This window comes from Arthrobacter sp. AOP36-C1-22, from assembly GCF_052377515.1.
GTDB lineage: Bacteria > Actinomycetota > Actinomycetes > Actinomycetales > Micrococcaceae > Arthrobacter_H.
Window position 1 is genome coordinate 42,964 of the sequence record NZ_JBQSWW010000017.1, and the last position, 22,530, is coordinate 65,493.

Sequence of the window (22,530 nt, forward strand, 5' to 3'; positions counted from 1 at the left end):
CGGGCCCGAACCGTCCGGCTGCCCCTTGGATGCCAAGGGGTATTTTCATGTTCGGTCCTCGTGGGAACCCCGCGGGGACCCCGGCGCGGGCCGGGACTGGATGACCAACCGAATCTGCACTACCAGAAGGCGACCCACCGTGAGCACAGAGGCACCCGGAACCCCGGAGACCGGCACCACCTACAGCTTCAGCGAGCTGGAGGCACGGTGGCAACCCGTGTGGGAGGAACTGGGGGTCTTCACCCCGAAGGACGACGGCAGCGCCGAACGCCGGTATGTCCTGGACATGTTCCCCTACCCCTCGGGCGACCTGCATATGGGCCATGCCGAGGCCTTCGCCATGGGCGACGTGGTGGCCCGCTACTGGCGCCAGCAGGGCTATGACGTCCTGCACCCGATCGGCTGGGACTCCTTCGGCCTGCCCGCGGAGAACGCGGCCATCAAGCGCAACGCCCACCCCGCGGAGTGGACGTATAAGAACATCGAAACCCAGGCGGCGTCCTTCAAGCGCTATGCCATCAGCGCCGACTGGTCCCGACGGATCCACACCTCCGATCCGGAGTACTACCGCTGGACCCAGTGGCTGTTCACCCGCTTCTACGACAAGGGACTGGCCTACCGCAAGGACCACCCGGTGAACTGGTGCCCCAAGGACCAGACGGTGTTGGCCAACGAGCAGGTCGTCAACGGCACCTGCGAACGCTGCGGAACCGCCGTGACGAAGAAGTCGCTGAACCAGTGGTACTTCAAGATCACCGACTATGCCGATCGCCTGCTCGAGGACATGGAAGGGCTCAAGGGCCACTGGCCCGAACGCGTCCTGGCCATGCAGCGCAACTGGATCGGGCGCTCCGAGGGCGCCCATGTCGATTTCGTCATCGAACCCACCGCCGAGGATCCGGCCGACCACCAGGTGACGGTCTTCACCACCCGCCCCGACACCCTCCACGGGGCGACGTTCTTCGTCGTGGCCGCCGACGCCGACCTGGCCGCCGATCTGGTCGCCCCGGAGCGCCGCGCGGAGCTGGCCACCTACCAGGACCAGGTCAAGGCCCTGAGCGAAATCGAACGCCAGTCCACCGAACGCACCAAGACCGGTGTCTTCCTCGGACGCCATGCCATCAACCCGCTCAATGGCGAACGCCTGCCGGTCTGGGCCGCCGACTATGTCCTGGCCGACTACGGAACCGGGGCCATCATGTCGGTGCCCGCCCACGACCAGCGCGACCTGGACTTCGCCCGGACCTTCGACCTGCCCATCCGGGTCGTCCTGGACACCGGAGAAGAGGACCCGGCCTCCAGCGGGGTCGCCACCACCGGCGAGGGCACCCTGGTCAACTCCGGGGAGCTCGACGGGCTGGAGAAGGACGCAGCGATCGCCCGCGCCGTGGAGATCGTCGAAGCCGCGGGAACCGGCCGGCATACGGTGAACTACCGGCTGCGCGACTGGCTGCTCTCACGCCAGCGTTTCTGGGGGACCCCCATCCCGATCATCCATTGCCCGGACTGCGGCGAGGTCCCGGTCCCGGACGACCAACTGCCGGTCCGTCTGCCGGATGACCTGCGCGGGGAACAACTGGCCCCGCAAGGCACCTCCCCGCTGGCTGCTGCCACCGACTGGGTCAACACCACCTGCCCCTCCTGCGGTGGTGCCGCAATGCGCGACACCGACACCATGGACACCTTCGTGGACTCCTCGTGGTATTTCCTGCGCTTCCTGTCCCCGGACTACACCGCCGGACCCTTCGACCCGGACACCGCCAACGCGTGGATGCCGGTGGGGCAGTACGTCGGCGGGGTGGAGCATGCGATCCTGCACCTGCTCTACGCGCGGTTCTTCACCAAGGTCATCCACGATCTGGGACTCATCGAGGCCACCGAGCCCTTCGCCGCCCTGCTGAACCAGGGCCAGGTCCTCAACGGCGGCAAGGCCATGAGCAAATCCTTGGGCAACGGGGTGGACCTGGGCGAACAGCTCGACAAGTACGGGGTCGACGCCGTGCGTCTGACCATGATCTTCGCCTCGCCCCCGGAGGACGACGTCGACTGGGCGGATGTCTCCCCGGCCGCCGCCGGGAAGTTCCTGGCCCGTGCCTGGCGCCTGGCCCAGGATGTCGACAGCGAACCGGGGGCCGATCCGGCCACCGGCGACCAGGGGTTGCGTACCGTCACCCACCGCGCCGTCGCCGAAGCCGCCGAACTGCTGGATTCGGGCAAGTTCAACGTGGTGGTGGCGAAGCTGATGGAAATGGTGAACGCCACCCGCAAGGTCATCGATTCCGGGGTCGGTTCCTCCGATCCGGCAGTGCGCGAGGCCGCCGAAGCCGTCGCAGTGATCCTGAGCTTGTTCTCCCCGTATACCGCCGAGGACATGTGGGAGCAGCTGGGCCATGGCCCCTCGGTCGCCAACGCCGGCTGGCCGACGGTCGATCCGGCCCTGTTGGTCCAGGACACGGTCGTGGCCATCGTGCAGATCAAGGGCAAGGTGCGCGATCGCCTCAGTGTCCCGGCGGATATCAGCGAAGAGGACCTGCGGGCCCTGGCCCTGGCTTCGGAGCCGATCCAACGGGCCCTGGACGGGCGCGAACTGCGGACCGTGATCGTGCGGGCCCCGAAGCTCGTGAACCTCGTTCCGGTCTCCTAGGGTAGGGACATGCCTTCAGCCCCGCGCCGGGGCGACCCCACGGCCCAGCCCCCGGGTCGTTCCCCCGGCTTCCTCGAACGGTTGCTTCCCCGCGATCGGCGCCACCGGGCGCGGGGGAGGAGCGGTCCGCGTACCGCGGTGGTGACCGATACCGCTTCGGCCATCCCCGCCGCCTGGGCCCAGGAGCACGCCGAACATCTGCGCGTCCTGCCCCTTCCCGTGATGATCGACGGACAGATCTACACGGAAGGACTGGACGACGTCGAGACGGCACTGGCAATGGCCTTGGCCACCGGGGCCTCCGTGCAGACCTCCCGTCCCGCCCCCGGCGCCTTCCAACGCACCTATGAATCCCTGGCCGCCGCCGGCTTCGAGAGGATCTACTCGCTCCATCTGTCCCAAGGTCTCTCCGGAACCGTGGACGCGGCCTGTTGGGCGGCGGAGCAGGTCGAGGTCGAGGTCACCGTGATGGACACCAGGACCGTGGGGTTGGCCCAGGGACTGGCCGTCATGGACGCCGTGTTGGCCGCCGAGGCCGGGGCCGGCGCGCAGGAACTGGAAGCCGGGGTCCGGCGGGCGCAGGACCATGGGCTGTACTTCGTGGTCCCCAGCTTGGAACAGCTACGCAAGGGCGGGCGGATCGGCGCCGCGGCAAGCATGTTCGGCACCCTGTTGGCGGTCAAGCCCCTGCTGGCCATCGAGAACGGGCGCATCGGAGTGCACGAGAAGGTGCGCACCATGCCGCGGGCCATGTCCCGTCTGGTGGAGATCTCCCGCGAGGAGGCCGCTGCCGCGCCGGCCGGGGCCCGGATCGCCGTGCACTACTTCGGCAACCCCGATCAGGCCCACGAACTGTGTGCCGAGCTGGAAAGCTCCAGTGTCGGCGATGTCCTGTGCGAGCCGCTCCCCACCGTGCTGGCAGCCCATGCCGGCGCCGGGGTCCTGGCCGTGGTCATTGCCGCCCTTGCCCCGCCGGACAACCCTGACGAACCGGTCGATGCCGCGGCGCCGTCCGAACAGGATCCCCCCGAAGACGACGCCCCAGGATCCACCGTCCCGGCCTGACCCGGTCCTCCACAGCCGTCGGGCCACCGGGGTTCTCCACATCCGGCCACCCCGGGGCGCCGCCGAGGAACGCGGTTCCTAGGCTGGGAACATGGTCCGACACCGTTGGGAACAGCGCACCGCTACGGCAGCGGGCCCTGTTCCCCGGACACGTTTCCGTTTTCGGCTGGGGCGCGGGGCCATCATGTGCCTGCTGTTCACCGCCGTCATCTGGATCGCTGCCAGTCTGCTCTTCCATCCGCCCGAAGGCGCGGGACAACAACTGGACTCCGTGGCCCTGGATCCCAGCGCCGCCACCGGCCCGGCGTCGACCCCGCCCAGCACCCCCGGCCCGGGCACCACCTCGAGCCACCCTCCCTCAGCCGAGGGATCCAGCCCCACCGGGTCGGACCCGGGGCAGGCCTCCGGGGCGGCGGCCACCGGGACCGCGTCGGTCCTGGTCCACGTGGCCGGAGCGGTGAAGAAGCCCGGGGTCTACCATTTCGCCCCCGGGGCCCGGGCCGAGGATGCCGTTCGTTCCGCCGGGGGACTGGCCAGCGGTGCGGCCCCCGCGGCGATCAACCTGGCGGCCCCCCTGGTGGACGGCCAACAACTGTATCTGCCCACCACCAAGGAACTTCCCGGGGCGGGCGGCACGGAAAGACCCCCGAACGGCGCCGGACCCGGGGCAGGGCCCGGCGGCGCAGCCGGTGCCGGCGCGCGGGAGGCGGGCCCGATCAACATCAACAGTGCCGATGCCGCCGGTCTGCAGGAATTGCCGGGCATCGGCCCGGCCCTCTCCGCGAGGATCATCGACTTCCGGGCGGCGAACGGCCCCTTTGCCTCGATGACGGAATTGGATGCCGTGTCCGGAATCGGTCCGGCCATGATGGAACGGCTCGAACCGCTGGTCCGGTTCAACTGATGGCCCCGGCGGCGCTGCCATGTTGAGCCGCGATGGCGCCGGCTTTCTCCAGCGCCTGCTGTCCCGCTGGGCCCGTCCCGACGCCGGTACCGCTTCGGGCCCCGTCGACGACGGTTACCTGGACCTGCGCAGCCTCGCGGCAGCGGCCGGGGCGTGGGCGGCCGCCTCGGAACTGGTCCGACATGACCCTGCCCTGGCGCGGATACTGACCGTGGCCCTGGGGCTCCTCCTGGTCTTTCTCTTCGGGGTGTTGATGCGCAACCGGGGACTGCTGGCCTGGTCCCGTCATTGGTGGACGCCGGTGGCTGCCGCCGCAGTGGGGGTCTTCCTGGTCTCGGCCGCGATCTCGACCCACTCCCTGGCCCAAATGGACCCGACCTTCGCCGCCCTGGCCGCGACGTCGTCCACCCTGCGGGTGGAAGCGGTGGTCACCGGGGATCCCCGCCGGATCGAAACGGGAGGAGCGGCCCATACGGGGGAACCGATCGTCGGACAACACGCCGCCGAGGAACGTCCGGAACCGACGGCGAGGCTCATGGTCGATGTCCGGATCCTCAAATACTCGGCCCATGGAAACTGGCATGCCGGGGCCGCCGAGGCGGTCCTGGTCTTGGACGCGGGCCGGGCGGGCCCCGGGGCGGAACCACTACCGGGTCGGATCGTCTCCGGGCTGGCACGTCTCAGCCCGGCGGAGCCCGGGGAACGCCAGGGCTACTGGCTCAGGGCCGTCGCTTCCATGCAGACCCGGGACACGCCCTCGCCGGAACCGGTCTCCGAGCAATGGCGACGACGCTTCGTACTGGAGTCGGCGGTGCTTCCCGGCACCGGTCCGGCGCTCCTGCCCGGCATGGTGATGGGGGACCGTTCGGCCCAGGGCCCCGAACTGGACAGCGCCATGAAAACCGCTGGGCTGGCTCATTTGACTGCGGTGAGCGGGGCCAACGTGGCGATGATCCTGGGCAGTGTGTTGTGGTTGTGCCGCTTCTGCGGGGTGAATCGATGGTTAGCCCTGGGTGCCTCGCTGGTGACCCTGGTCGGGTTCGTCATCCTGGTCCATCCCGAACCCAGCGTCATCCGCGCCGCGGTGATGGGGGCCGTGGGTGCGGTGGCCGTCTACCTGGGCAGGGGACGCCAGGCACTGACCGCCCTCTGCGTCTGTGTCTGCGGGGTGCTGGCCTGGGATCCCTGGTTCGCCCGGGAACCCGCCTTCCAGCTCTCAGTCCTTGCCACCGCCGGGATAGTACTCATGGGTGCCCGGCTGGGGGCGCTGGCCCGACGCATCATGCCGGGATGGCTGGCCGACGGGGTGGCCATCAGCACCAGTGCCCAGCTCTTCTGCCTCCCGGTGCTGTTGGGCATGAATCCTGCCTTCAGCCTCTATGCGGTTCCGGCGAACGTCCTGGCGGCCCCCTTGGTCCCGCTGGTCACCGTGGCCGGCATGTCGGCACTGCTGCTCTGTGCCGTGCCGGGACCCTGGGCGCAGCCACTGATCTGGCTGGCCGGGATCCCGGCGGACTGGATCGGGATGTTGGGCCGGCTGGTCCATGGCCTGCCCGGCGCATTGCTTCCGTGGCCGGAAGGATCCGGTGGCCGCGGGGCCGCGGTTCTGTTGGCCTTAATGGCCCTGGTCGCGGTGTGGCTTGCCTCAACGCCGGCGGCAGAGGCCGGGCCCCACCCCGGACGCTGGGCCTGGCTGCGCCCGTTCGCCGGCGGCCGCTGGGCCTCGAGGACCGGGCCCGCCCCCGGAACAGGACGCAGGACCGTCGCCGGGGCCGCCGCGTTGGGGTGCCTGGGCCTATTGGCAGGACTCACGCTTCCGGCAACAGCCTGGTGGCCGGACCCGCCAGGGCTGTGGCAGGTCGCGGGCTGCGACGTCGGGCAGGGGGATTCCTTTGTCCTGCGCTCCGCCCACGATCATGCCGTCGTGATCGACACGGGGCTGGACCCCGACGTCGTCGATGATTGTCTGGACGAACTCGGGGTCCACACCATTGATGCCTTGTTCATCACCCATCTGCACGCCGATCACGCCGGCGGAGTGGAGGGGGCGGTTCGGGGCAGGACGGTGGAACAGGCCTTCTACTCCACGGGAACGGACAGCACCGAACTACCGGGACTTCCACAGGGGCTGGAGGCCACGGTTCCCGAGGTCGGGCAGACCGGATCCGCCGGCCCGGTCAGTTGGGAGGTCATCGGGCCCATCGGGGATCCGCGGGGGGAAGAGGAAAACGATGCCTCCCTGGTCGTGGTCTTCCGGATGGCAGCCCCTGGTCATCCGCCCTTCACTCTGCTGGCCACCGGGGACCTGGAGGAGCAGGCCATGGACGCGGTGCTCCGGGCCCACCCCGAGCTGCAGGTGGACGTGTTGAAGGTCAGCCATCACGGGGCGAAGAACGGCGGGACGGCCGTCATCGACCAATCCGGGGCCCGGGTGGCCCTGATCGGGGTGGGGGACGGGAACAGCTACGGCCATCCCACCCCGACGATCCTCAAGGCGTTGCATGAAGCCGGCATGCACACGTTCCGCACCGACCTCAACGGGACCATCCGTTTGCGCGTCACGCCCACGGGGGAGCTGGTGATCACCGGACGACCTGTCCGGCCCTCGGGACGATAGGATGCAATGTCAGACTCCAATGGAAGGTGGATCAGGGTGGCCAATAAGACCTCGGGCCCGTCCCGGGCCTCGGGAACGCGTGCACAGGACCGCACCGGTTGGCGCCAGGCCGCCCCCGCCCCGCTGGTCCTTCTCCAGGGACCCGAGGCCTACCTTGCCGGAAGGGTCATCGAATCGATCCGCCGGCAGGTTCGCCACCGCGACGGGGACGCCGAGGTGACGGCCTTCGATGCGTCGACCTACCAGCGCGGCGAGCTGCTGCTGGCAGCCAGCCCCTCCCTGTTCGGTGAGGCCAAGATCATCGAGGCCACCTCGCTGGCGACCATGAACGAGGACTTCCTCGACGACGCGCTCGCCTACGCGGCCTCCCCGGCCCAGGACGTGGTCATGATCCTGCACCACTCCGGGGGCAACCGCGGCAAGAAGGTCCTTGATGCACTCAAGGCCGCCGGGGCCCGGGTCATCGACTGCCAGCCGTTGAAGAGGGACTCCGAGAAGGTCGAGTTCGTCTCCCACGAATTCAAGGAGGCCCGCCGCAGGATCCTTCCCGAGGCCACCCGTGCCCTCGTGGCAGCCGTCGGCGCCGATCTGGGCGAATTGGCGGCGGCCTGCTCGCAATTGATCCAGGACACCACGGGTGAGGTCGATCAGGAGACCGTGGACCGGTACTTCGGCGGGCGGGTGGAAGCCACCGGCTTCAAGGTGGCCGATGCCGCCCTGTCGGGTCGTGGCCCCGCGGCGTTGGGGGCCCTGCGCCATGCCCTGGCCACCGGTACCGACCCGGTCCCCATCGTCGCGGCACTGGCCATGAAACTGCGTCAGGTGGCCAAGGTCTCCGGGCAACGCCGTTCCGCAGGATCCATGGCCCAGGAGTTCGGCATGGCACCGTGGCAGATCCAACAGGCCCAGGAGCAGGCCCGCTTTTTCTCCTCCGATGACCTGGTGCGTTGCCTGCGCCTGGTGGCCGAGGCGGATGCCCAGGTCAAGGGCGCTTCCCGCGATCCGCGCTATGCGGTGGAGCGGGCCGTCACCGGGATCGCCCTGGCTGCCCGGCGCTGAACCCAGGGCCCCGGGGCCGGGGGCATTAAACGAAGAAGCCGCCTCCGGAGAACCGGAAGCGGCTTCTTGCGATGAAACCTTGAACGGGCTTTAGAGCGCGTTGACCTTCTTGGAGATGGCCGACTTGTGGTTGGCTGCATTGTTCTTGTGCAGGACACCCTTGGAGACGGCCTTGTCCAGCTTGCGGCCTGCAACGCGCAGCGCTGCCGTGGCGGCATCCTTATCAGCCTTGGTCACAGCCTGCTTGACTGCGCGGATGGCGGTCTTCACATCCGAACGGACTGCCGCGTTGTTGGCGCGGGCCTTCTCGTTGGTGAGGATGCGCTTCTTCTGGGATTTGATGTTTGCCACTAGTTTAAACTCTCTTGCTTTCGCGGAAAATGGTCGGTGAGGGATCCCTCCCGAGCCATCGACTGAGCGGCGTGGGGATACCTATGGCGACCCGGGAGAAGTGCCCGTCGACCTGCGCGGACACACAGCAAGCAATCTTAGCAGCTAAGGCCGATGCCCGCGATTCGACGCAGTTTCCGGCGGGTCGGCCCGTCGGGACGCTCCAGGCTGGAACGCTGCGCCCTCAGGCTCCGCCCAGGGCCCGGCCGACCCGCTCGAAGGCGCCTCGGTCCAGCACGGCCCCTTCGCGACGAATGCCCTGCGGGTCCACACGGATGACCCGATCGACCTTGACCTCGCTGGGCCTGCCGGCCCGGTCCCAGGCCCCGGTCCCGATGTCGACGTAGTCCCGATCACGGTGCCGGCGGTTGTTGTGGTCCTGGGAGGTGAGCATCAGCCCCAGGAGGAACTCCCCGTCACGGCCCACCAGCAGCACCGGACGATCCTTGCCCCGGGAGGGGTCCTCTTCATAGGGGACCCAGGTCCAGACGATTTCCCCCGGATCCGGATGGCCGTCCGGCCGTGGGGCATACCGGGGGGTGAATCGGCCCTCGTAGTCGCCGGGATAGGGGCGTCCACCCTCTGGCCCCGATGAACCGGCCGGGGAAGTTCCGGGGCTCCGTGAGGGGCCGGGCGTCGATCCCTGGCTACGGCGAAAAGCCCGGAAGGCCTTGGAACCGAGCCGAACCAATTTCCTGATGTTACCGGCGCTGATCTGCATGCGCCCACGGTAACAGCGCTGCGCCACACCCACTGCGGGGTCAGACTCGGGCCCGAATCGTGGAACAATGAGGTGCTGTGGTGCAACTGCGCCCTCGATCCATCCCAACAAGAACCCCAGAGTGAGGTCACCTACGTGTCACCCATGGCCCGCACCGCACCGGTGCCTGCCGCAACCGATCCGGCGATCCTCAGGAACTTCTGCATCATCGCCCATATCGACCACGGGAAATCCACCCTGGCCGACCGGATGCTGCAATCCACGGGGATCGTCTCCCAGCGTGAGATGAAGGCACAGTACCTGGACCGGATGGATATCGAGCGCGAGCGCGGCATCACCATCAAATCCCAGGCCGTGCGCATGCCGTGGGAAGTCGATGGCGTCTCCTACGCACTGAACATGATCGACACTCCGGGCCACGTCGACTTCACCTATGAGGTCTCCCGCTCCCTGGCAGCCAGCGAGGGGGCGATCCTGCTGGTCGATGCCGCCCAGGGGATAGAGGCCCAGACTCTGGCCAACCTCTACCTGGCCATGGAAAACGATCTGACGATCATCCCGGTGCTCAATAAGATCGACCTGCCGGCCGCCCAACCCGAGAAGTATGCCGCCGAAATCGCCGGCCTCATCGGCGGCGATCCCGAAGACGTGTTGAAGGTATCGGGCAAGACCGGTGAAGGCGTCGATGCACTGCTGGACAAGATCGTCCGCGAACTCCCGCCCCCGGTCGGCGATGCCGAGGCCCCGGCCCGGGCGATGATCTTCGACTCCGTCTACGACACCTACCGTGGCGTCGTCACCTACGTCCGCGTCGTCGACGGGAAGCTGAGCCCGCGCGAGAAGGTCCAGATGATGTCCACGCGCACCGCCCACGAGGTGCTCGAGATCGGGGTGTCATCCCCCGAACCGACCCCCTGCAAGGGTCTGGGCGTCGGCGAGGTCGGCTATCTGATCACCGGGGTGAAGGACGTCCGCCTGTCCAAGGTCGGCGATACCATCACCTCCTTCGCCAACCCCGCGCCGGAGTCCCTCGGCGGGTACGAGGACCCCAAGCCCATGGTCTTCTCCGGGCTGTACCCGATCGACGGATCGGATTACCCGGTGCTGCGCGATGCCCTGGACAAGCTGTTGCTCAACGATGCGGCCCTGACCTTCGAACCGGAGACCTCGGTGGCCCTGGGCTTCGGGTTCCGGGTGGGCTTCCTGGGCCTGCTGCACCTGGAGATCACGCGGGAACGTCTGGAGAGCGAGTTCAACCTGGACCTCATTTCCACGGCCCCCAACGTCATCTACGACGTGGTGACCGAGGACAAGTCGGTGGTCACCGTGACCAACCCCAGCGAATTCCCTGCCGGCAAGATCCAGGAAGTGCGCGAACCGATGGTGGCCGGCACGATCCTGACCCCGAACGAATTCGTCGGCTCGGTCATGGAATTGTGCCAATCCCGCCGCGGTCAGATGCTGGGCATGGACTATCTCTCCGAGGACCGGGTGGAATTGCGGTACTTGTTGCCGCTGGCCGAGATCGTGTTCGATTTCTTCGATTTCCTCAAATCCAAGACGCGGGGTTATGCCTCCTTCGACTGGAAGGCCGAAGGCGAACAGGTCGCCGATCTGGTCAAGGTCGACATCCTGCTCCAAGGCGAGGCGGTGGACGCATTCAGCGCGATCACCCATAAGGACAAGGCCTACCCCTACGGGGTGATGATGACCCGCAAGCTGCGCGAACTCATTCCGCGCCAGCAGTTCGAGGTCCCCATCCAGGCGGCCATCGGCTCGCGGATCATCGCCCGTGAATCCGTCCGGGCCATCCGCAAGGACGTCCTGGCCAAATGCTACGGCGGCGATATCTCGCGTAAGCGCAAGCTGCTGGAAAAGCAGAAGGAAGGCAAGAAGCGCATGAAGATGGTCGGCCGCGTCGAGGTGCCGCAGGAAGCCTTCATCGCCGCCTTGTCCTCCGAGGGCTCCGCGGACAAGGCCAAGAAGTAGCCTTCATGCCTTCTGCCTTGCCCCTCGGGGATCCGGCGCCGGCCGATGGCCTGCTGCCCGCCAGCACCATCGACGGCGCTACCGAACGCGACTTCTGTGTCTATGTGCATATCCCGTTCTGTGCCGTGCGCTGCGGATACTGCGACTTCAACACCTATACGGCCCATGAACTAGGCTCCGGATCCAGCCAGGACACCTACGCGGCCGCGGCCTCCGCCGAGCTGGAGTTCGGCGGAGGGGTCCTGCGAGCCAGCGGGTTGCCCGACCGGAAGGTCTCCACCGTCTTCTTCGGCGGGGGAACCCCGACCCTGTTGCCGGCCGAGGATCTGGCCTCGGTCCTGGAGACGATCCGTGGGACATGGGGGTTGCAGGACGGTGCGGAGATCACCACCGAAGCCAACCCGGACTCGGTGACGTTCGAATCGCTCAGCACCCTGGCCGAGGCCGGCTTCACCCGGGTGTCCTTCGGCATGCAATCGGCCGTTCCCCACGTCTTGAAGACCCTGGACCGCACCCACCGCCCCGAAGGGGTCGGCCAGGCGGTCGCGTGGGCCCGCGAAGCCGGACTGGCCGTCAGCGTGGATCTGATCTATGGGGTTCCGGGGGAGTCACTGGAGGATTGGCGGGCCTCGCTGGAGACGGCCCTGACCTATGACCCCGATCATATTTCCGCCTACGCCCTGATCATCGAGGACGGGACGCGGCTGGCCGCCCAGATTCGTCGCGGCGAAGTCGCCGACATCGATGACGACGACCACGCCGATAAGTATCTGCTGGCCGAGGAACTGCTCACCGCCGCCGGGTTCTCCTGGTATGAGGTCAGCAACTGGAGCCGGAGCGAAGCAACCCGGTGCCGCCACAACATGGCCTACTGGAAGGGTGCCGACTGGTGGGGCGCCGGACCCGGAGCGCATTCTCATGTCGGAGGTCTGCGCTGGTGGAACGTCAAGCATCCTGCGGCCTACCAGCAGCGCATCGACGCCGGGACTTCCCCGGCGGCCGGACGCGAAAGCCCCGATGAGCAGGCGCGTCTGCTCGAGCGGACGATGCTGCTGACCCGGATCGTCGACGGTCTTCCGGTCGCGGAGCTGCCTGCCTCGGGACGCCACGCCGTGGCCGGGCTGATTTCCGACGGACTCATCGAGGGCTCGGCCGCCGTGGGCGGCCGGATCATCCCCACCTTGAATGGCCGTCTGCTGGCCGACGCCATCGTGCGTCGGCTCCTGGACTTCTAGGGGCCCTGCCCCGAACGGAAGCGGGCCCGGGAACCAGGTTCCCGGGCCCGCCCGAACTCCGTACCGGGGCGAGTGCTAATCGATGAGTCTGAGGTTGAAGGGGTAGCGGTAGGGACGACCGCGGTTGACCTCGATCCCGGCGACCACGCCGCTGACGGTGATATAGGTCCACAGCGCGACGGCGATGATGGCGAAGACCCCACCGACCACCGGGATGAACATGAGCAGGTTGGAGATCAGGGCCAGCACCGTCAACGGAAGCGTGAAGTTCAGCGCCTCCTTGGATTCCTGGGCGGTGAAGGCCCCGCGGTCCCGATAGACGAGGTAGATGATCCCCGACGGGATGCATCCCAGGATGCCCCCGAAGTGCGCAATCGTCGCCCACTGGCGATCTTCCGAAGGTGTCAGCGGCAGGGGAGCCGATGACGAACCCTCGAAGCGTCCGGCGTCGGCCGAGCCTTCGCCGGGCTTCTTGCCTGATCCGTTCATCACCAAGTCGTTCCTCCCGTCCAACACGATTTTGCCTAGTTTATCGCCCCCGGGGGCCTCCGGTACCCCTTCGCGGGACGTACGGCGCGCCGAGAGGTCAGTTTCGGCCGGTGGTCAGGAAGTCAATGACCTCTTCGACCCGCCCGAGCAGGCTCGGTTCCAGGTCGGTGAAACTGTTCACCTGGCCCAATAGCCGCCGCCATCCCAGGGCCACATCGGCTTGGCTGGCATGGGCCCACCCCAGACCCTTGAGGATACCTGTCTTCCAATCGGTTCCCCGCGGGATGACCGGCCATGCGGTGATGCCCAGCACCTGCGGGCGGATTGCCTGCCAGACATCGACATAGGGGTGCCCGACGATCAGGACATTGGACCGGGCCCCCGGAACCCGCATGGCCTCGGCGGCGATCTTCTCCTCCTTGGTCCCGGAGACCAGGTGGTCCACCAGGATCCCCAGCTTGCGCTCGGGCCCCGGGGAGAACTCGGCGATCGCCCCCGCCAGGTCATCGACACCATGCAGGGGTTCGACGACGATCCCTTCCACCCGCAGGTCGTGGCCCCAGACCTTTTCGACCAGTTCGGCGTCGTGCTTGCCCTCGACCCAGATCCGGCTGGCCAATGCGGTACGGGCCTTGAGGTTGGAGACCTTCACCGAACCGGAGGCGCTCCGGCCGCCTCCGGCCCCGGGGGCGGCCGCCACGGCCTGTGGTTCGATGACCTCGACCGGCTCGCCTTCGATCAGGAAACCGAAGCCCGTGGGGAAGGACCGGGTCTTGCCCCGACGATCCTCCAGGACGACCAGACGCAGGCCCCCGGAACGTTCGATCCGCACGACTTCACCGACCCAGCCGGATTGCACGTCTTCGAGCAACAGGCCCAGGGCGGCGGGCACCCGGCGCAGCTGGCGGGCTTTCGGTGCCGATAGATTCTGGGCTCCCCACTGGTGGATATCCAATGCTGACACGGCCTTTCACTGGGTCGGGCGGTCGCGAGGAGCGGGCCGCCGGCGCCGATGCGCGCGGCCACCATGCTAACAAGCGGTCATTCGTATTAGACTTAGCACTTAGGCGTGTCGAGTGCTAAGCCACGAGGCCGCAATCCGTCCATCCACCGCGAGACCCACAGGAGGATCGAATGTCAGTACCACGGCGCCTCGAGGTCCTGCGGGCGATCGTCGAGGACTATGTCCATTCCCGGGAACCGGTCGGCTCCAAGGCCCTGGTTGAACGGCACCGGTTGGGCGTGTCGGCGGCCACCATCCGCAACGACATGTCGGCCCTGGAGGAAGAGGGACTGATCATCGCCCCGCACACCTCCTCGGGGCGGATCCCGACCGAACAGGGCTACCGCTACTTCGTGGACCAGATCGACGCCGTCCGCCCCCTCTCCACCGCGGAAAGCCGGGCCATCCACCGCATGCTGGAGGGGACCAACGACCTGGACGAAGTCCTGGATCGCACGGTCCGGCTCCTGTCCCAGCTGACCAACCAGGTCGCCGTGCTCCAGGTGCCGCAGTTTAGCGATGCCACGGTCCGCCACATAGAGTTGGTGGGTCTGGGGTCCGGTCAGGTCCTCACGATCCTGATCACCAACACCGGCAAGGTCGACCAACGGGTGGTCCTGGTCCCTCCGGAGACCAGCGATGAATCATTGGCCGACCTCAAGGCCACGTTCCTGGCAGCCACCTCGGGCCAGCGGATGCAGAGCATCGGTGATCTGGCCCTGGCCGCCTGTGAGAAAATGGTTCCATCCCTGCGCGATTCCGGACGGATCCTGGCCCAGGCCCTGGCTTCGTTGGGGGACAACTCGGTGATCGAGAGGATCATCATGGCAGGGACCGCCAACCTGGCGCGTTCCACCGGGGACTTCCCGTTGACGATCACCCCGGTGCTCGAAGCCCTCGAGGAACAAGTGGTCCTGTTGCGGTTGTTCTCCGAGTTGGAACAGGACGCCCGGGGCATCGCCGTGCAGATCGGACGGGAGAACCCCTACGGCGGCCTGGCCGAGACCTCGGTCGTGGCCACCGGCTACGGCCCCGGTGCCGCGGCCAAGGTCGGGGTCCTGGGTCCCACCCGCATGGACTACCCCACCAGCATGGCGGCCGTACGAGCGGTCGCCCGTTATCTTTCCCGCATCCTGGCCGGCTGACGGACCAGGGCCCGGGGAATAAGCATGTACAGATTGTCGGAAAGGACACAGCACACACTGTGAGCAGCCACTACGAAACCCTCGGCGTCGCGCGCGACGCCTCCGCCGAGGAAATCAAGAAGTCCTACCGGAAGCTCGCCCGCAAGCTCCACCCGGACGTGAACCCGGGCGAGGATGTCTCGGATAGGTTCAAATCCGTCACCCACGCCTACGAGGTCCTGTCGGACCCGCAGAAGCGTGAGATCTATGATGCGACGGGCAATGAGAACGGCACCGCCGGCGGCGGAGGTGGCGGTGGCGGCTTCGGCGGCTTCGGGGACATCTTCGAACAGTTCTTCGGCGGGGGAGCGGCCCAGGGTCCCGCCTCGCGGACCCAGCGTGGACGGGATGCGCTGGTGACCGCCAGCATCGATCTCAAGGACGCGGTCCAGGGGACCGTCTACACCCTCGACATCGAAACCGCGGTCACCTGTGGCGTCTGCCAAGGCACCTGCTGCCAGCCGGGGACCTCGCCGGAGACCTGCACCATCTGCCAGGGGCAGGGCCAGGTGCAGCGTCCGGTCCGCTCCTTCCTGGGCAACATGATGACCATCGAAACCTGCAGCGCCTGCCGTGGCTTCGGCACCACGCTGCCCAGCCCCTGCAACGAATGCATGGGCCAGGGCCGAGTGCGTGAGCGGGTGTCCAAGCAGCTGAAGATCCCCGCGGGCGTGGCCACCGGCACCCGCATCCACCTGGACAGCCAGGGCGAAGCGGGGCCCGGCGGCGGACCGTCGGGCGACCTGTACGTGGAGATCAACGTCAAACGCCATGCGGTCTTCGAACGCGAAGGCAACGATCTCCATGCCACGTTGCGCATCCCGATGACGGCGGCGGCCCTGGGCACCGACATGAAGTTGGAGACCTTCGACGGCGAGCAGGACGTCCTGATCGAGCCGGGCACCCAGTCGGCCGATACGGTCAAGCTCTCCCAGCTGGGCGTCCCCCGGCTGCGCGGGGGCAGCCGCGGCGATCTGGTCGTCCACCTGCAGGTGGAGACCCCCACGAAGATCGACGACGAACAGCGTGAGCTGCTCGAACGTCTGGCCACCCTGCGTGACGAGGAATTCGCCGAGGGCCGGTTGGCCGAACGGGGCGGGGTCTTTTCACGGCTACGCGATAAGTTGGGCCACCGCGCCTGATGAGCAACCAGGCGTTCCTGCTCGATGAGGGGCTGCCCGCCACGGCGGCCCCCGGCGACGCCGTCGACCTCGACGGGCCCGAAGGCCACCACGCGGTGACGGTCAAAAGGGTCCGTCCCGGAGAGCAGATCGATCTGCTCGACGGGACGGGTACCCGCGCCGTCTGCACCGTCCGGCAGGCGGGGAAGGCGTCCCTGAGCGCCGTCATCGACCGGATCGAGCACGAGGAGCAGCCACCGGTCCAGCTGGTCCTGGTCCAGGCCCTCGCCAAGGGGGACCGGGATCTGCAGGCCGTCGAGGCGGCCGTGGAGCTGGGCGTGGACGCCATCCAGCCGTGGCAGTCCGACCGCTCGGTGGTCCGTTGGCCGGCGGCAAAGGCCGAAAAGGGCAGGGCCAAATGGGAGGCGACGGTCCGCTCGGCGGTCAAACAATCCCGGCGGAGTCGTCGCCCCGAGGTCGCCCCGGTCGTGTCGACGGCGCAGCTGGCCGCGAGGTTGGGTCTTACCGGGGCCGGGAAGGGCCCCGAACTGGCGGTCATCCTGCATGAGGGGGCCACCGAACCGCTGTCCGCCGTCGTCCGGGATTTCATGGACGAGTCCGGAACCCCGGATCCTACGGCCGCCCGTCCGCGCATCCTGTTGCTGGTCGGCCCCGAGGGGGGCATCGCCGATTCCGAGGTCTCCCGGCTCGTGGAAGCCGGAGCGAAGACCGCGGTCCTGGGACGCCATGTCCTGCGCGCTTCGACGGCCGGGCCGGCCGCGCTGGTCGTCGCCCGCCAGGTGGCCGGGCTGCTGGACCTCTAGGCCGGGGAGGCCGCCCTACTTCACGGTGATGGTCTTGGAGTCCTCGGCCTGCCGGTCGCTGGAACCGTCCTTGGTGCCCCAGACGGAGAGCGTGTATTCCCCGGGTTCGACGCCGGAGGTCAGGGCGAAGGCGTTATCGGCCAGATCACCCTCACCGAGCTTCACGGTCCCGGAGTCGACGCGCACCTGTTTGTCTTCTTCGCTGCGCGTCAGTTCCCAGTGGGTCCCCCCGGCGAAGGTGGCCGAGGTGCCCTGGATCTTCAGCGCTCCGGCCGGGACCTCGGCCCCTTGCTGGGGGTCGATGATCCAGATGGGGGCCCGGAATCGGCTATTGCGCTGGATCGGCCCGGTCAGTTCCACATGCCCGAAGGCATTGAAGCCCGAATGCCCGTCCACCAGGATGTTGACGCTGGCGGCCGGTTCCTGTCCGATCAGCCCCGACGCGGCGGCCGCGGCCGTCGTGGTGTAGACCAGTTGCTGGATGGCCCGCTGGGCCAGACCGTCGTCGAGCTTGCGGTGGAAGGCGTCGGCCGAGAGGTCGACGGTGATGACGTTGTCGGCGTCGATCGAGGTGCCGATCCGCGAGGGTTTGCTCCAGAGGTTGAAGTAATCCGGATCGTCGGGCTGCTGTTCGGTGAGGTATTTGATCGCCGTGGTGACCGGATCACCCTGATCCTCGGCGGCGACGTACTCCCGATAGAGGTAGACGGTCGAATCGCGTTCACCCAGCCAGTAGATCGGGGACAGATGCGGACCGCTCAGTGATTCCAACGCCGCCGAACTGCTGCGTCCCGCCACGGAGGAGGAGACGTCGGTGGCCGCCGGCATGCTGCTCGGGAAGCCCTCCGGGGATCCCACGCACGCCGAAACCGCCCCCAGGGACAGCACCGCAATCAGCATCACCATGCGACCGCGGGTCCGGCGGTTGGTGTGGGCGGCGATCACGTGGGGGGAATCCTTCGGCTCGGTGGAGGTTCAAAGACGGGGCGGAGACACACGCGTGCCGCGACCGACCATTAATATTGGCACACGAGGCCGGGGTCGGGGCCCCACTTCGGCGCCCCAAGCAGGACCGTTGCAAGACCGATATATACAGTTGCATGAATAACGAGCGCCTCCTGCGGGCTTGTCCCGTAGGATGGAAGGGTGCCGAACGACCGCATTGCAGCGGTCGGAACGGCTGTCAACCAGCACGCGATCGGGAGGGCCAACCCACTAGGATGACCGACGAGGACAACACCACCGCACCGGAAGCGAACCGGGCCACGGTGATCACGTTTTCCAGCAGCGAGCAGATGATCGGTGCGCTCGGCGCGAACGACGAGGTCCTGCGCATCCTCGAGGGGGTCTATCCCTCCGTGGACCTGCATGTCCGCGGCAACGAACTGCGCATCACCGGTGAGTCCGCTCCGGCGGGACGGGCCGAACACGTGGTGAAGGAAGCCCGCTCGCTGGCCGCGCGGGGCACCCGCGTTTCCGCCCAACTGGTCGAACAGCTCGTCCGGATGGTCGAAACCGACGGCGCGGTGCACCGTTCCGGGTCGGAGACCTTCGGATTGAACATCATTTCCGGGCGCGGCAAACGCATCCGCCCCAAAACGGTCAACCAGAAGGCCTACGTCGATGCCATAGACGCCAATACGGTGATCTTCGGGATCGGACCTGCCGGCACCGGCAAGACCTATCTGGCCATGGCCAAGGCCGTCCAGGCCCTCCAGGCCAAGGAGGTCAACCGGATCATCCTCACCCGTCCGGCCGTCGAGGCGGGGGAGAAGCTCGGCTTCCTGCCCGGATCCCTGAACGAGAAGATCGATCCGTATCTCCGCCCGCTCTACGACGCGCTGCACGACATGATCGATCCGGAATCCATTCCGCGCCTGATGGCCGCCGGGACCATCGAGGTGGCCCCCCTGGCCTATATGCGCGGACGGACGCTCAACGACGCGTTCATCATCCTGGACGAGGCCCAGAACACGACGCCGGAACAGATGAAGATGTTCCTGACCCGGCTGGGCTTCGGCTCCAGGATCGTCGTCACCGGCGACATCACCCAGATCGACCTGCCCGGCGGGTCCAGATCGGGGCTGAAGGTCGTCTCGCAGATCCTGGGCTCGGTCGAGGACATCACCTTCTGCCATCTCGACGCCACCGATGTGGTGCGCCACCGGCTGGTCGGGGACATCGTCAGCGCCTATGAGAAATGGGCGGACGACCCGCAGGAGGACACCGGGTCCGAACGCCGTCGCGCCGCCGCACAGGACAACGCCGCGGCCCGCGAACGGATCGCCCACCGTCGGGCGGCGGAAGCCGGCAGCGAAGAACAGCCCCCGACCGTACAAGCCACCGAGCCGGAGTCCTAGAACATGAGCATCGAAGTCAACAACGAATCGGGGGTCGAGGCCGACCTCGAGGCACTCGAGCGCCTCATCCGGCATATCCTGCATTCCCTCCGCGTCCACCCCGAGGCGGAGGTCTCCGTCATCCTGCTCGACGAGGAGGGCATCGAGCGCCTGCACGTGGATTGGATGGATCTGGATGGACCCACCGACGTGATGTCCTTCCCCATGGATGAACTGCGTCCGGGCAGCCCCGGCTCGCTGGCCCCCGCGGGGATGCTCGGGGATCTGGTCATCTGCCCCCAGGTCGCCGCCCGGCAAGCCGAAAGCGGGGGCCACTCCACGGAGGACGAGATCCTGTTGCTGGCCACCCACGGCACCCTCCACCTGCTGGGTTTCGATCATGAGGAACCCCAGGAGAAGGAAGAGATGTTCTCCCTGCAACGCACCCTGCTGGAGGAGTTCCTCGGTCGGAAGGCTCCCCGCGAGACCACCGAATGATTCCTGCCCTGCTGCTGGCCCTGGCGTTGGTCTTCGTCTGTTGCGCGGCGATCCTCACGGCCTCCGAAGCGGCCTTCCTGGCCTTGCCCCGGCAGGAGGCGGAAGACATGCTGGCGGAGCGCCCCCGCCGGCAGTTGCGCCTGATCCTTTCCGATCCGGCAGCCCATACCCATGCCGTGCGGTTCTGGAGGATCTGGTTCGAAACCGCCGGTGCGGTGGCGATCGCCCTGCTCTACCACGACCTGTTGGACAACATCTGGTGGGCAGGCCTGCTGGCCACCGTCACCATGGCAGCGGTCGGGTTCGTCCTGGTCGGGGTCTCCCCACGCCGTTACGGGCGGGTCCGCAGCCGCAGCGTCGTGGTGCTCAGCGCGCCGATGGTCCGTGTGCTGCGCCTGGTCCTGGGACCGATCCCCGGCTGGCTGGTCAGCCTGGGCAGCAGCGTGGCCAAGGGCGCCCCGGCGACCGAGGAGGCGTTCTTCACCGAAGAACAGTTCCGTGACATGGTCGACCGCGCCCACGAGGCCGACATCATCGAGGACGTCGAAGCCGATTTGATCCACTCGGTCTTCGAGCTGGGCGATACCCGGGTCAGGGCCGTGATGGTGCCGCGTACCGATATGGTGACGGTCGACCACGGCTCCAGCCTCGGAGAGGCGATGAGCCTGTTCCTGCGTTCGGGCTGCTCACGCATCCCGGTCATCCGCGACAACCCCGACCAGATCGTGGGCATCATCTACCTCAAGGACGTCGCGGCCCGCCTGCATGCCCGGCCCGATGACCACCACCTGGTCGAACAGGCCTGCCGCGACGTACGCTACGTGCCCGAATCGAAGTCCGTGGCCGAACTGCTCCAGGAACTCCAACGCGAATCCACCCACGTGGCCATCGTCATCGACGAGTACGGTGGTACCGCGGGCCTGGTCACCCTGGAGGACCTGATCGAGGAGATCGTCGGGGAGATCGACGACGAATACGACGATTCCACGAACGAGTCCGAGGAGCTGGAGGACGGCGTCTTCCGGGTCAGCGCCCGGATGAGCATCGATGACTTCGCCGAACTGTTCCAACGCCGGATCACCGACGACGAGGTCGACACCGTCGGCGGCCTGCTGGCCAAGACGTTGGGCCGGGTGCCGATCGTCGGTTCCGAGGTCACCGTCGACGGCATCCGCATCCACGCCGAACGCCTCGCCGGACGGCGCAACCGGATCGGTTTCGTCCTGGCCTGGGTCGACGAATACCCCGAAGCCGCAGACAATGATGAGGGATCGTTGGGCCGTTTGGCCGCCGACGACGTCCCCCGCGAGAACAAGGAATGAAACCGATGGCAGCACAGCAACGCCGCAACCCCGGGCCAGCACGTCGCGGAGCAGGCAAGAACCCCCACCAGGCAGCCAGGGCCCCGCAGTCCCGGCCACCGCATGTCTCCGAGTCCGTGGTCCAGGAACCCGGGGTGGGCCCGCGGCGCGCCGTCAGCGCGCTACCCACCGAATGGCCCGAGGATTTCCGGGCCGGTTTCACCTCCTTCGTGGGGCGGCCCAACGCCGGCAAGTCGACCTTGACCAACGCCCTGGTCGGTCAGAAGATCGCCATCACCTCGGCCAAGCCCCAAACGACACGGCACACCATCCGCGGGATCGTCCACCGCGATGACGCCCAACTGGTCCTCGTGGACACCCCCGGGCTGCACCGGCCGCGCACCCTGCTGGGTCAACGCCTCAACGATCTGGTCGCCGAGACCCTCTCCGAGGTCGACGCCATCGGATTCTGCATCCCGGCCAACGAGAAGATCGGCCCCGGTGACCGGTTCATCGCCACCCAACTCGGCCAGTTGAAGCGCAAGCCCATCGTGGCGATCGTGACCAAGGCGGATCTGGTCGACCGGTCGGCCCTGGCCCGCCAGCTGGTGGCCGTCACCGAATTAGGGGTCGAGACCCTGGGGGAGTCGGGCTGGGCCGCCGTCGTGCCCGTTTCGGCCACCGGGGACTTCCAGGTCGAAGCCGTCTCGGATGTCCTGGCGAAGACCATGCCGTTGTCCCCGCCGCTGTATCCGGACGGGGAACTGACGGACGAGCCGGAGTCCGTGTTGATCGCCGAGCTCATCCGCGAAGCCGCCCTGGAGGGGGTCCGCGACGAGTTGCCGCATTCCCTGGCCGTCGTCGTCGAGGAGGTCATCCCGCGCGAGGACCGGCCGGAGGACAGCCCGATGCTGGACATCCACGTCAACCTGTTCGTCGAACGCTCCTCGCAGAAGGCGATCATCATCGGCCGGGCCGGTTCACGGCTGCGGGAGGTCGGGACCCGGGCCCGGCAGGGGATCGAGGCGCTGATGGGAACCCGGGTCTACCTCGACCTGCATGTGAAGGTCGCCAAGGAATGGCAGCGGGATCCGAAACAGCTCGGCCGCCTCGGATTCTAGGGCCGGCCCCACCGACGAAACATTCG

General features: G+C 67.6%; 19 protein-coding genes. 14 read left to right on the plus strand and 5 right to left on the minus strand.

The annotated features are described in order from the left end of the window. The first annotated feature begins 100 nt into the window (after positions 1 to 100). The 5 genes from leuS to holA all read left to right on the plus strand — a co-directional run bounded on the left by leuS (position 101) and on the right by holA (position 8,289). Complete coding sequence (gene leuS, locus ACT3S6_RS10605) at positions 101 to 2,644, plus strand: leucine--tRNA ligase (protein WP_444554915.1); 2,544 nt, start codon at positions 101 to 103, stop codon at positions 2,642 to 2,644. Between the two features lie 9 nt (positions 2,645 to 2,653). After that, complete coding sequence (locus ACT3S6_RS10610) at positions 2,654 to 3,709, plus strand: DegV family protein (RefSeq protein ID WP_444554916.1); 1,056 nt, start codon at positions 2,654 to 2,656, stop codon at positions 3,707 to 3,709. A gap of 91 nt (positions 3,710 to 3,800) precedes the next feature. Continuing rightward, positions 3,801 to 4,613 (plus strand): helix-hairpin-helix domain-containing protein, encoded by an 813-nt coding sequence (locus tag ACT3S6_RS10615; RefSeq protein ID WP_444554917.1) that lies wholly within the window; start codon positions 3,801 to 3,803, stop codon positions 4,611 to 4,613. A 19-nt stretch (positions 4,614 to 4,632) separates the two neighbouring features. Beyond that, positions 4,633 to 7,230 (plus strand): ComEC/Rec2 family competence protein, encoded by a 2,598-nt coding sequence (locus ACT3S6_RS10620; protein ID WP_444554918.1) that lies wholly within the window; start codon positions 4,633 to 4,635, stop codon positions 7,228 to 7,230. A gap of 6 nt (positions 7,231 to 7,236) precedes the next feature. Continuing rightward, the gene (holA, locus tag ACT3S6_RS10625; protein ID WP_444554919.1) at positions 7,237 to 8,289 is read left to right on the plus strand and encodes a DNA polymerase III subunit delta; all 1,053 of its coding nucleotides are present in this window, start codon (positions 7,237 to 7,239) and stop codon (positions 8,287 to 8,289) included. Between the two features lie 90 nt (positions 8,290 to 8,379). Here the strand turns inward: holA and rpsT are convergent, their stop codons facing one another. After that, complete coding sequence (gene rpsT / locus ACT3S6_RS10630) at positions 8,380 to 8,640, minus strand: 30S ribosomal protein S20 (RefSeq protein WP_444554920.1); 261 nt, start codon at positions 8,638 to 8,640, stop codon at positions 8,380 to 8,382. Positions 8,641 to 8,863: 223 nt separating this feature from the next. Then, the gene (locus tag ACT3S6_RS10635; RefSeq protein ID WP_444554921.1) at positions 8,864 to 9,400 is read right to left on the minus strand and encodes a type II toxin-antitoxin system PemK/MazF family toxin; all 537 of its coding nucleotides are present in this window, start codon (positions 9,398 to 9,400) and stop codon (positions 8,864 to 8,866) included. Between the two features lie 135 nt (positions 9,401 to 9,535). On the opposite strand from ACT3S6_RS10635, the gene lepA reads away from it, so the two are divergent. Further along, entirely contained in the window at positions 9,536 to 11,389 is a 1,854-nt protein-coding gene (gene lepA / locus ACT3S6_RS10640; protein WP_444554922.1) for a translation elongation factor 4, read from the plus strand. A gap of 5 nt (positions 11,390 to 11,394) precedes the next feature. After that, positions 11,395 to 12,624 carry a radical SAM family heme chaperone HemW gene (gene hemW / locus ACT3S6_RS10645; protein WP_444554923.1) on the plus strand — a complete coding sequence of 410 codons (1,230 nt, stop codon included), beginning with the start codon at positions 11,395 to 11,397 and terminating at the stop codon, positions 12,622 to 12,624. A 75-nt stretch (positions 12,625 to 12,699) separates the two neighbouring features. Here hemW and ACT3S6_RS10650 read toward each other — a convergent pair whose 3' ends face one another. Together ACT3S6_RS10650 and ACT3S6_RS10655 are read right to left on the minus strand one after the other, a co-directional pair. After that, positions 12,700 to 13,113, minus strand: coding sequence for a DUF4870 domain-containing protein (locus ACT3S6_RS10650; protein ID WP_444554942.1), 414 nt, complete (start codon positions 13,111 to 13,113; stop codon positions 12,700 to 12,702). 97 nt (positions 13,114 to 13,210) lie between these two features. After that, positions 13,211 to 14,068 carry a DUF3097 family protein gene (locus ACT3S6_RS10655; protein WP_444554943.1) on the minus strand — a complete coding sequence of 286 codons (858 nt, stop codon included), beginning with the start codon at positions 14,066 to 14,068 and terminating at the stop codon, positions 13,211 to 13,213. A 179-nt stretch (positions 14,069 to 14,247) separates the two neighbouring features. Here ACT3S6_RS10655 and hrcA point away from each other — a divergent pair, with 179 nt between their 5' ends. From hrcA to ACT3S6_RS10670, 3 genes are read left to right on the plus strand one after another with little or no spacing between them, the layout of a single operon-like run. Continuing rightward, positions 14,248 to 15,261 (plus strand): heat-inducible transcriptional repressor HrcA, encoded by a 1,014-nt coding sequence (hrcA, locus tag ACT3S6_RS10660; protein ID WP_444554924.1) that lies wholly within the window; start codon positions 14,248 to 14,250, stop codon positions 15,259 to 15,261. A gap of 59 nt (positions 15,262 to 15,320) precedes the next feature. After that, positions 15,321 to 16,442 (plus strand): molecular chaperone DnaJ, encoded by a 1,122-nt coding sequence (gene dnaJ / locus ACT3S6_RS10665; RefSeq protein WP_444554925.1) that lies wholly within the window; start codon positions 15,321 to 15,323, stop codon positions 16,440 to 16,442. Beyond that, positions 16,442 to 17,245, plus strand: a complete 804-nt coding sequence (locus ACT3S6_RS10670; protein ID WP_444554926.1) for a 16S rRNA (uracil(1498)-N(3))-methyltransferase — start codon at positions 16,442 to 16,444, stop codon at positions 17,243 to 17,245. The genes dnaJ and ACT3S6_RS10670 overlap by 1 nt, the downstream gene beginning before the upstream one ends. Before the next feature lie 15 nt (positions 17,246 to 17,260). Here the strand turns inward: ACT3S6_RS10670 and ACT3S6_RS10675 are convergent, their stop codons facing one another. Continuing rightward, positions 17,261 to 18,190: a GerMN domain-containing protein gene (locus tag ACT3S6_RS10675; RefSeq protein WP_444554927.1), complete on the minus strand. Its 930-nt coding sequence runs from the start codon at positions 18,188 to 18,190 to the stop codon at positions 17,261 to 17,263. 275 nt (positions 18,191 to 18,465) lie between these two features. Between ACT3S6_RS10675 and ACT3S6_RS10680 the strand changes: the two genes are divergently transcribed. The 4 genes from ACT3S6_RS10680 to era are packed head-to-tail and all read left to right on the plus strand — an operon-like array spanning position 18,466 to position 22,504. Further along, complete coding sequence (locus tag ACT3S6_RS10680; RefSeq protein WP_444554928.1) at positions 18,466 to 19,605, plus strand: PhoH family protein; 1,140 nt, start codon at positions 18,466 to 18,468, stop codon at positions 19,603 to 19,605. A gap of 3 nt (positions 19,606 to 19,608) precedes the next feature. After that, the gene (gene ybeY, locus ACT3S6_RS10685; RefSeq protein ID WP_444554929.1) at positions 19,609 to 20,082 is read left to right on the plus strand and encodes an rRNA maturation RNase YbeY; all 474 of its coding nucleotides are present in this window, start codon (positions 19,609 to 19,611) and stop codon (positions 20,080 to 20,082) included. After that, a complete protein-coding gene (locus tag ACT3S6_RS10690; RefSeq protein WP_444554930.1) occupies positions 20,079 to 21,404 on the plus strand; it encodes a hemolysin family protein in 1,326 nt (441 codons plus the stop codon). The genes ybeY and ACT3S6_RS10690 overlap by 4 nt, the downstream gene beginning before the upstream one ends. A 5-nt stretch (positions 21,405 to 21,409) precedes the next feature. Then, entirely contained in the window at positions 21,410 to 22,504 is a 1,095-nt protein-coding gene (gene era, locus ACT3S6_RS10695; protein ID WP_444554931.1) for a GTPase Era, read from the plus strand. Positions 22,505 to 22,530: the final 26 nt, after the last annotated feature.

What these genes read in the sequence shown, in the direction of transcription:
- leuS (WP_444554915.1), top strand. Translation starts at nt 101, where the DNA reads ATGACCAACCGAATCTGCACTACCAGAAGGCGACCCACCGTGAGCACA.
- ACT3S6_RS10610 (WP_444554916.1), top strand. Translation starts at nt 2,654, where the DNA reads ATGCCTTCAGCCCCGCGCCGGGGCGACCCCACGGCCCAGCCCCCGGGT.
- ACT3S6_RS10615 (WP_444554917.1), top strand. Translation starts at nt 3,801, where the DNA reads ATGGTCCGACACCGTTGGGAACAGCGCACCGCTACGGCAGCGGGCCCT.
- ACT3S6_RS10620 (WP_444554918.1), top strand. Translation starts at nt 4,633, where the DNA reads ATGTTGAGCCGCGATGGCGCCGGCTTTCTCCAGCGCCTGCTGTCCCGC.
- holA (WP_444554919.1), top strand. Translation starts at nt 7,237, where the DNA reads ATGTCAGACTCCAATGGAAGGTGGATCAGGGTGGCCAATAAGACCTCG.
- ACT3S6_RS10635 (WP_444554921.1), bottom strand. Translation starts at nt 9,400, where the DNA reads ATGCAGATCAGCGCCGGTAACATCAGGAAATTGGTTCGGCTCGGTTCC.
- hemW (WP_444554923.1), top strand. Translation starts at nt 11,395, where the DNA reads ATGCCTTCTGCCTTGCCCCTCGGGGATCCGGCGCCGGCCGATGGCCTG.
- ACT3S6_RS10650 (WP_444554942.1), bottom strand. Translation starts at nt 13,113, where the DNA reads ATGAACGGATCAGGCAAGAAGCCCGGCGAAGGCTCGGCCGACGCCGGA.
- hrcA (WP_444554924.1), top strand. Translation starts at nt 14,248, where the DNA reads ATGTCAGTACCACGGCGCCTCGAGGTCCTGCGGGCGATCGTCGAGGAC.
- ACT3S6_RS10670 (WP_444554926.1), top strand. Translation starts at nt 16,442, where the DNA reads ATGAGCAACCAGGCGTTCCTGCTCGATGAGGGGCTGCCCGCCACGGCG.
- ACT3S6_RS10680 (WP_444554928.1), top strand. Translation starts at nt 18,466, where the DNA reads ATGACCGACGAGGACAACACCACCGCACCGGAAGCGAACCGGGCCACG.
- ybeY (WP_444554929.1), top strand. Translation starts at nt 19,609, where the DNA reads ATGAGCATCGAAGTCAACAACGAATCGGGGGTCGAGGCCGACCTCGAG.
- ACT3S6_RS10690 (WP_444554930.1), top strand. Translation starts at nt 20,079, where the DNA reads ATGATTCCTGCCCTGCTGCTGGCCCTGGCGTTGGTCTTCGTCTGTTGC.
- era (WP_444554931.1), top strand. Translation starts at nt 21,410, where the DNA reads ATGGCAGCACAGCAACGCCGCAACCCCGGGCCAGCACGTCGCGGAGCA.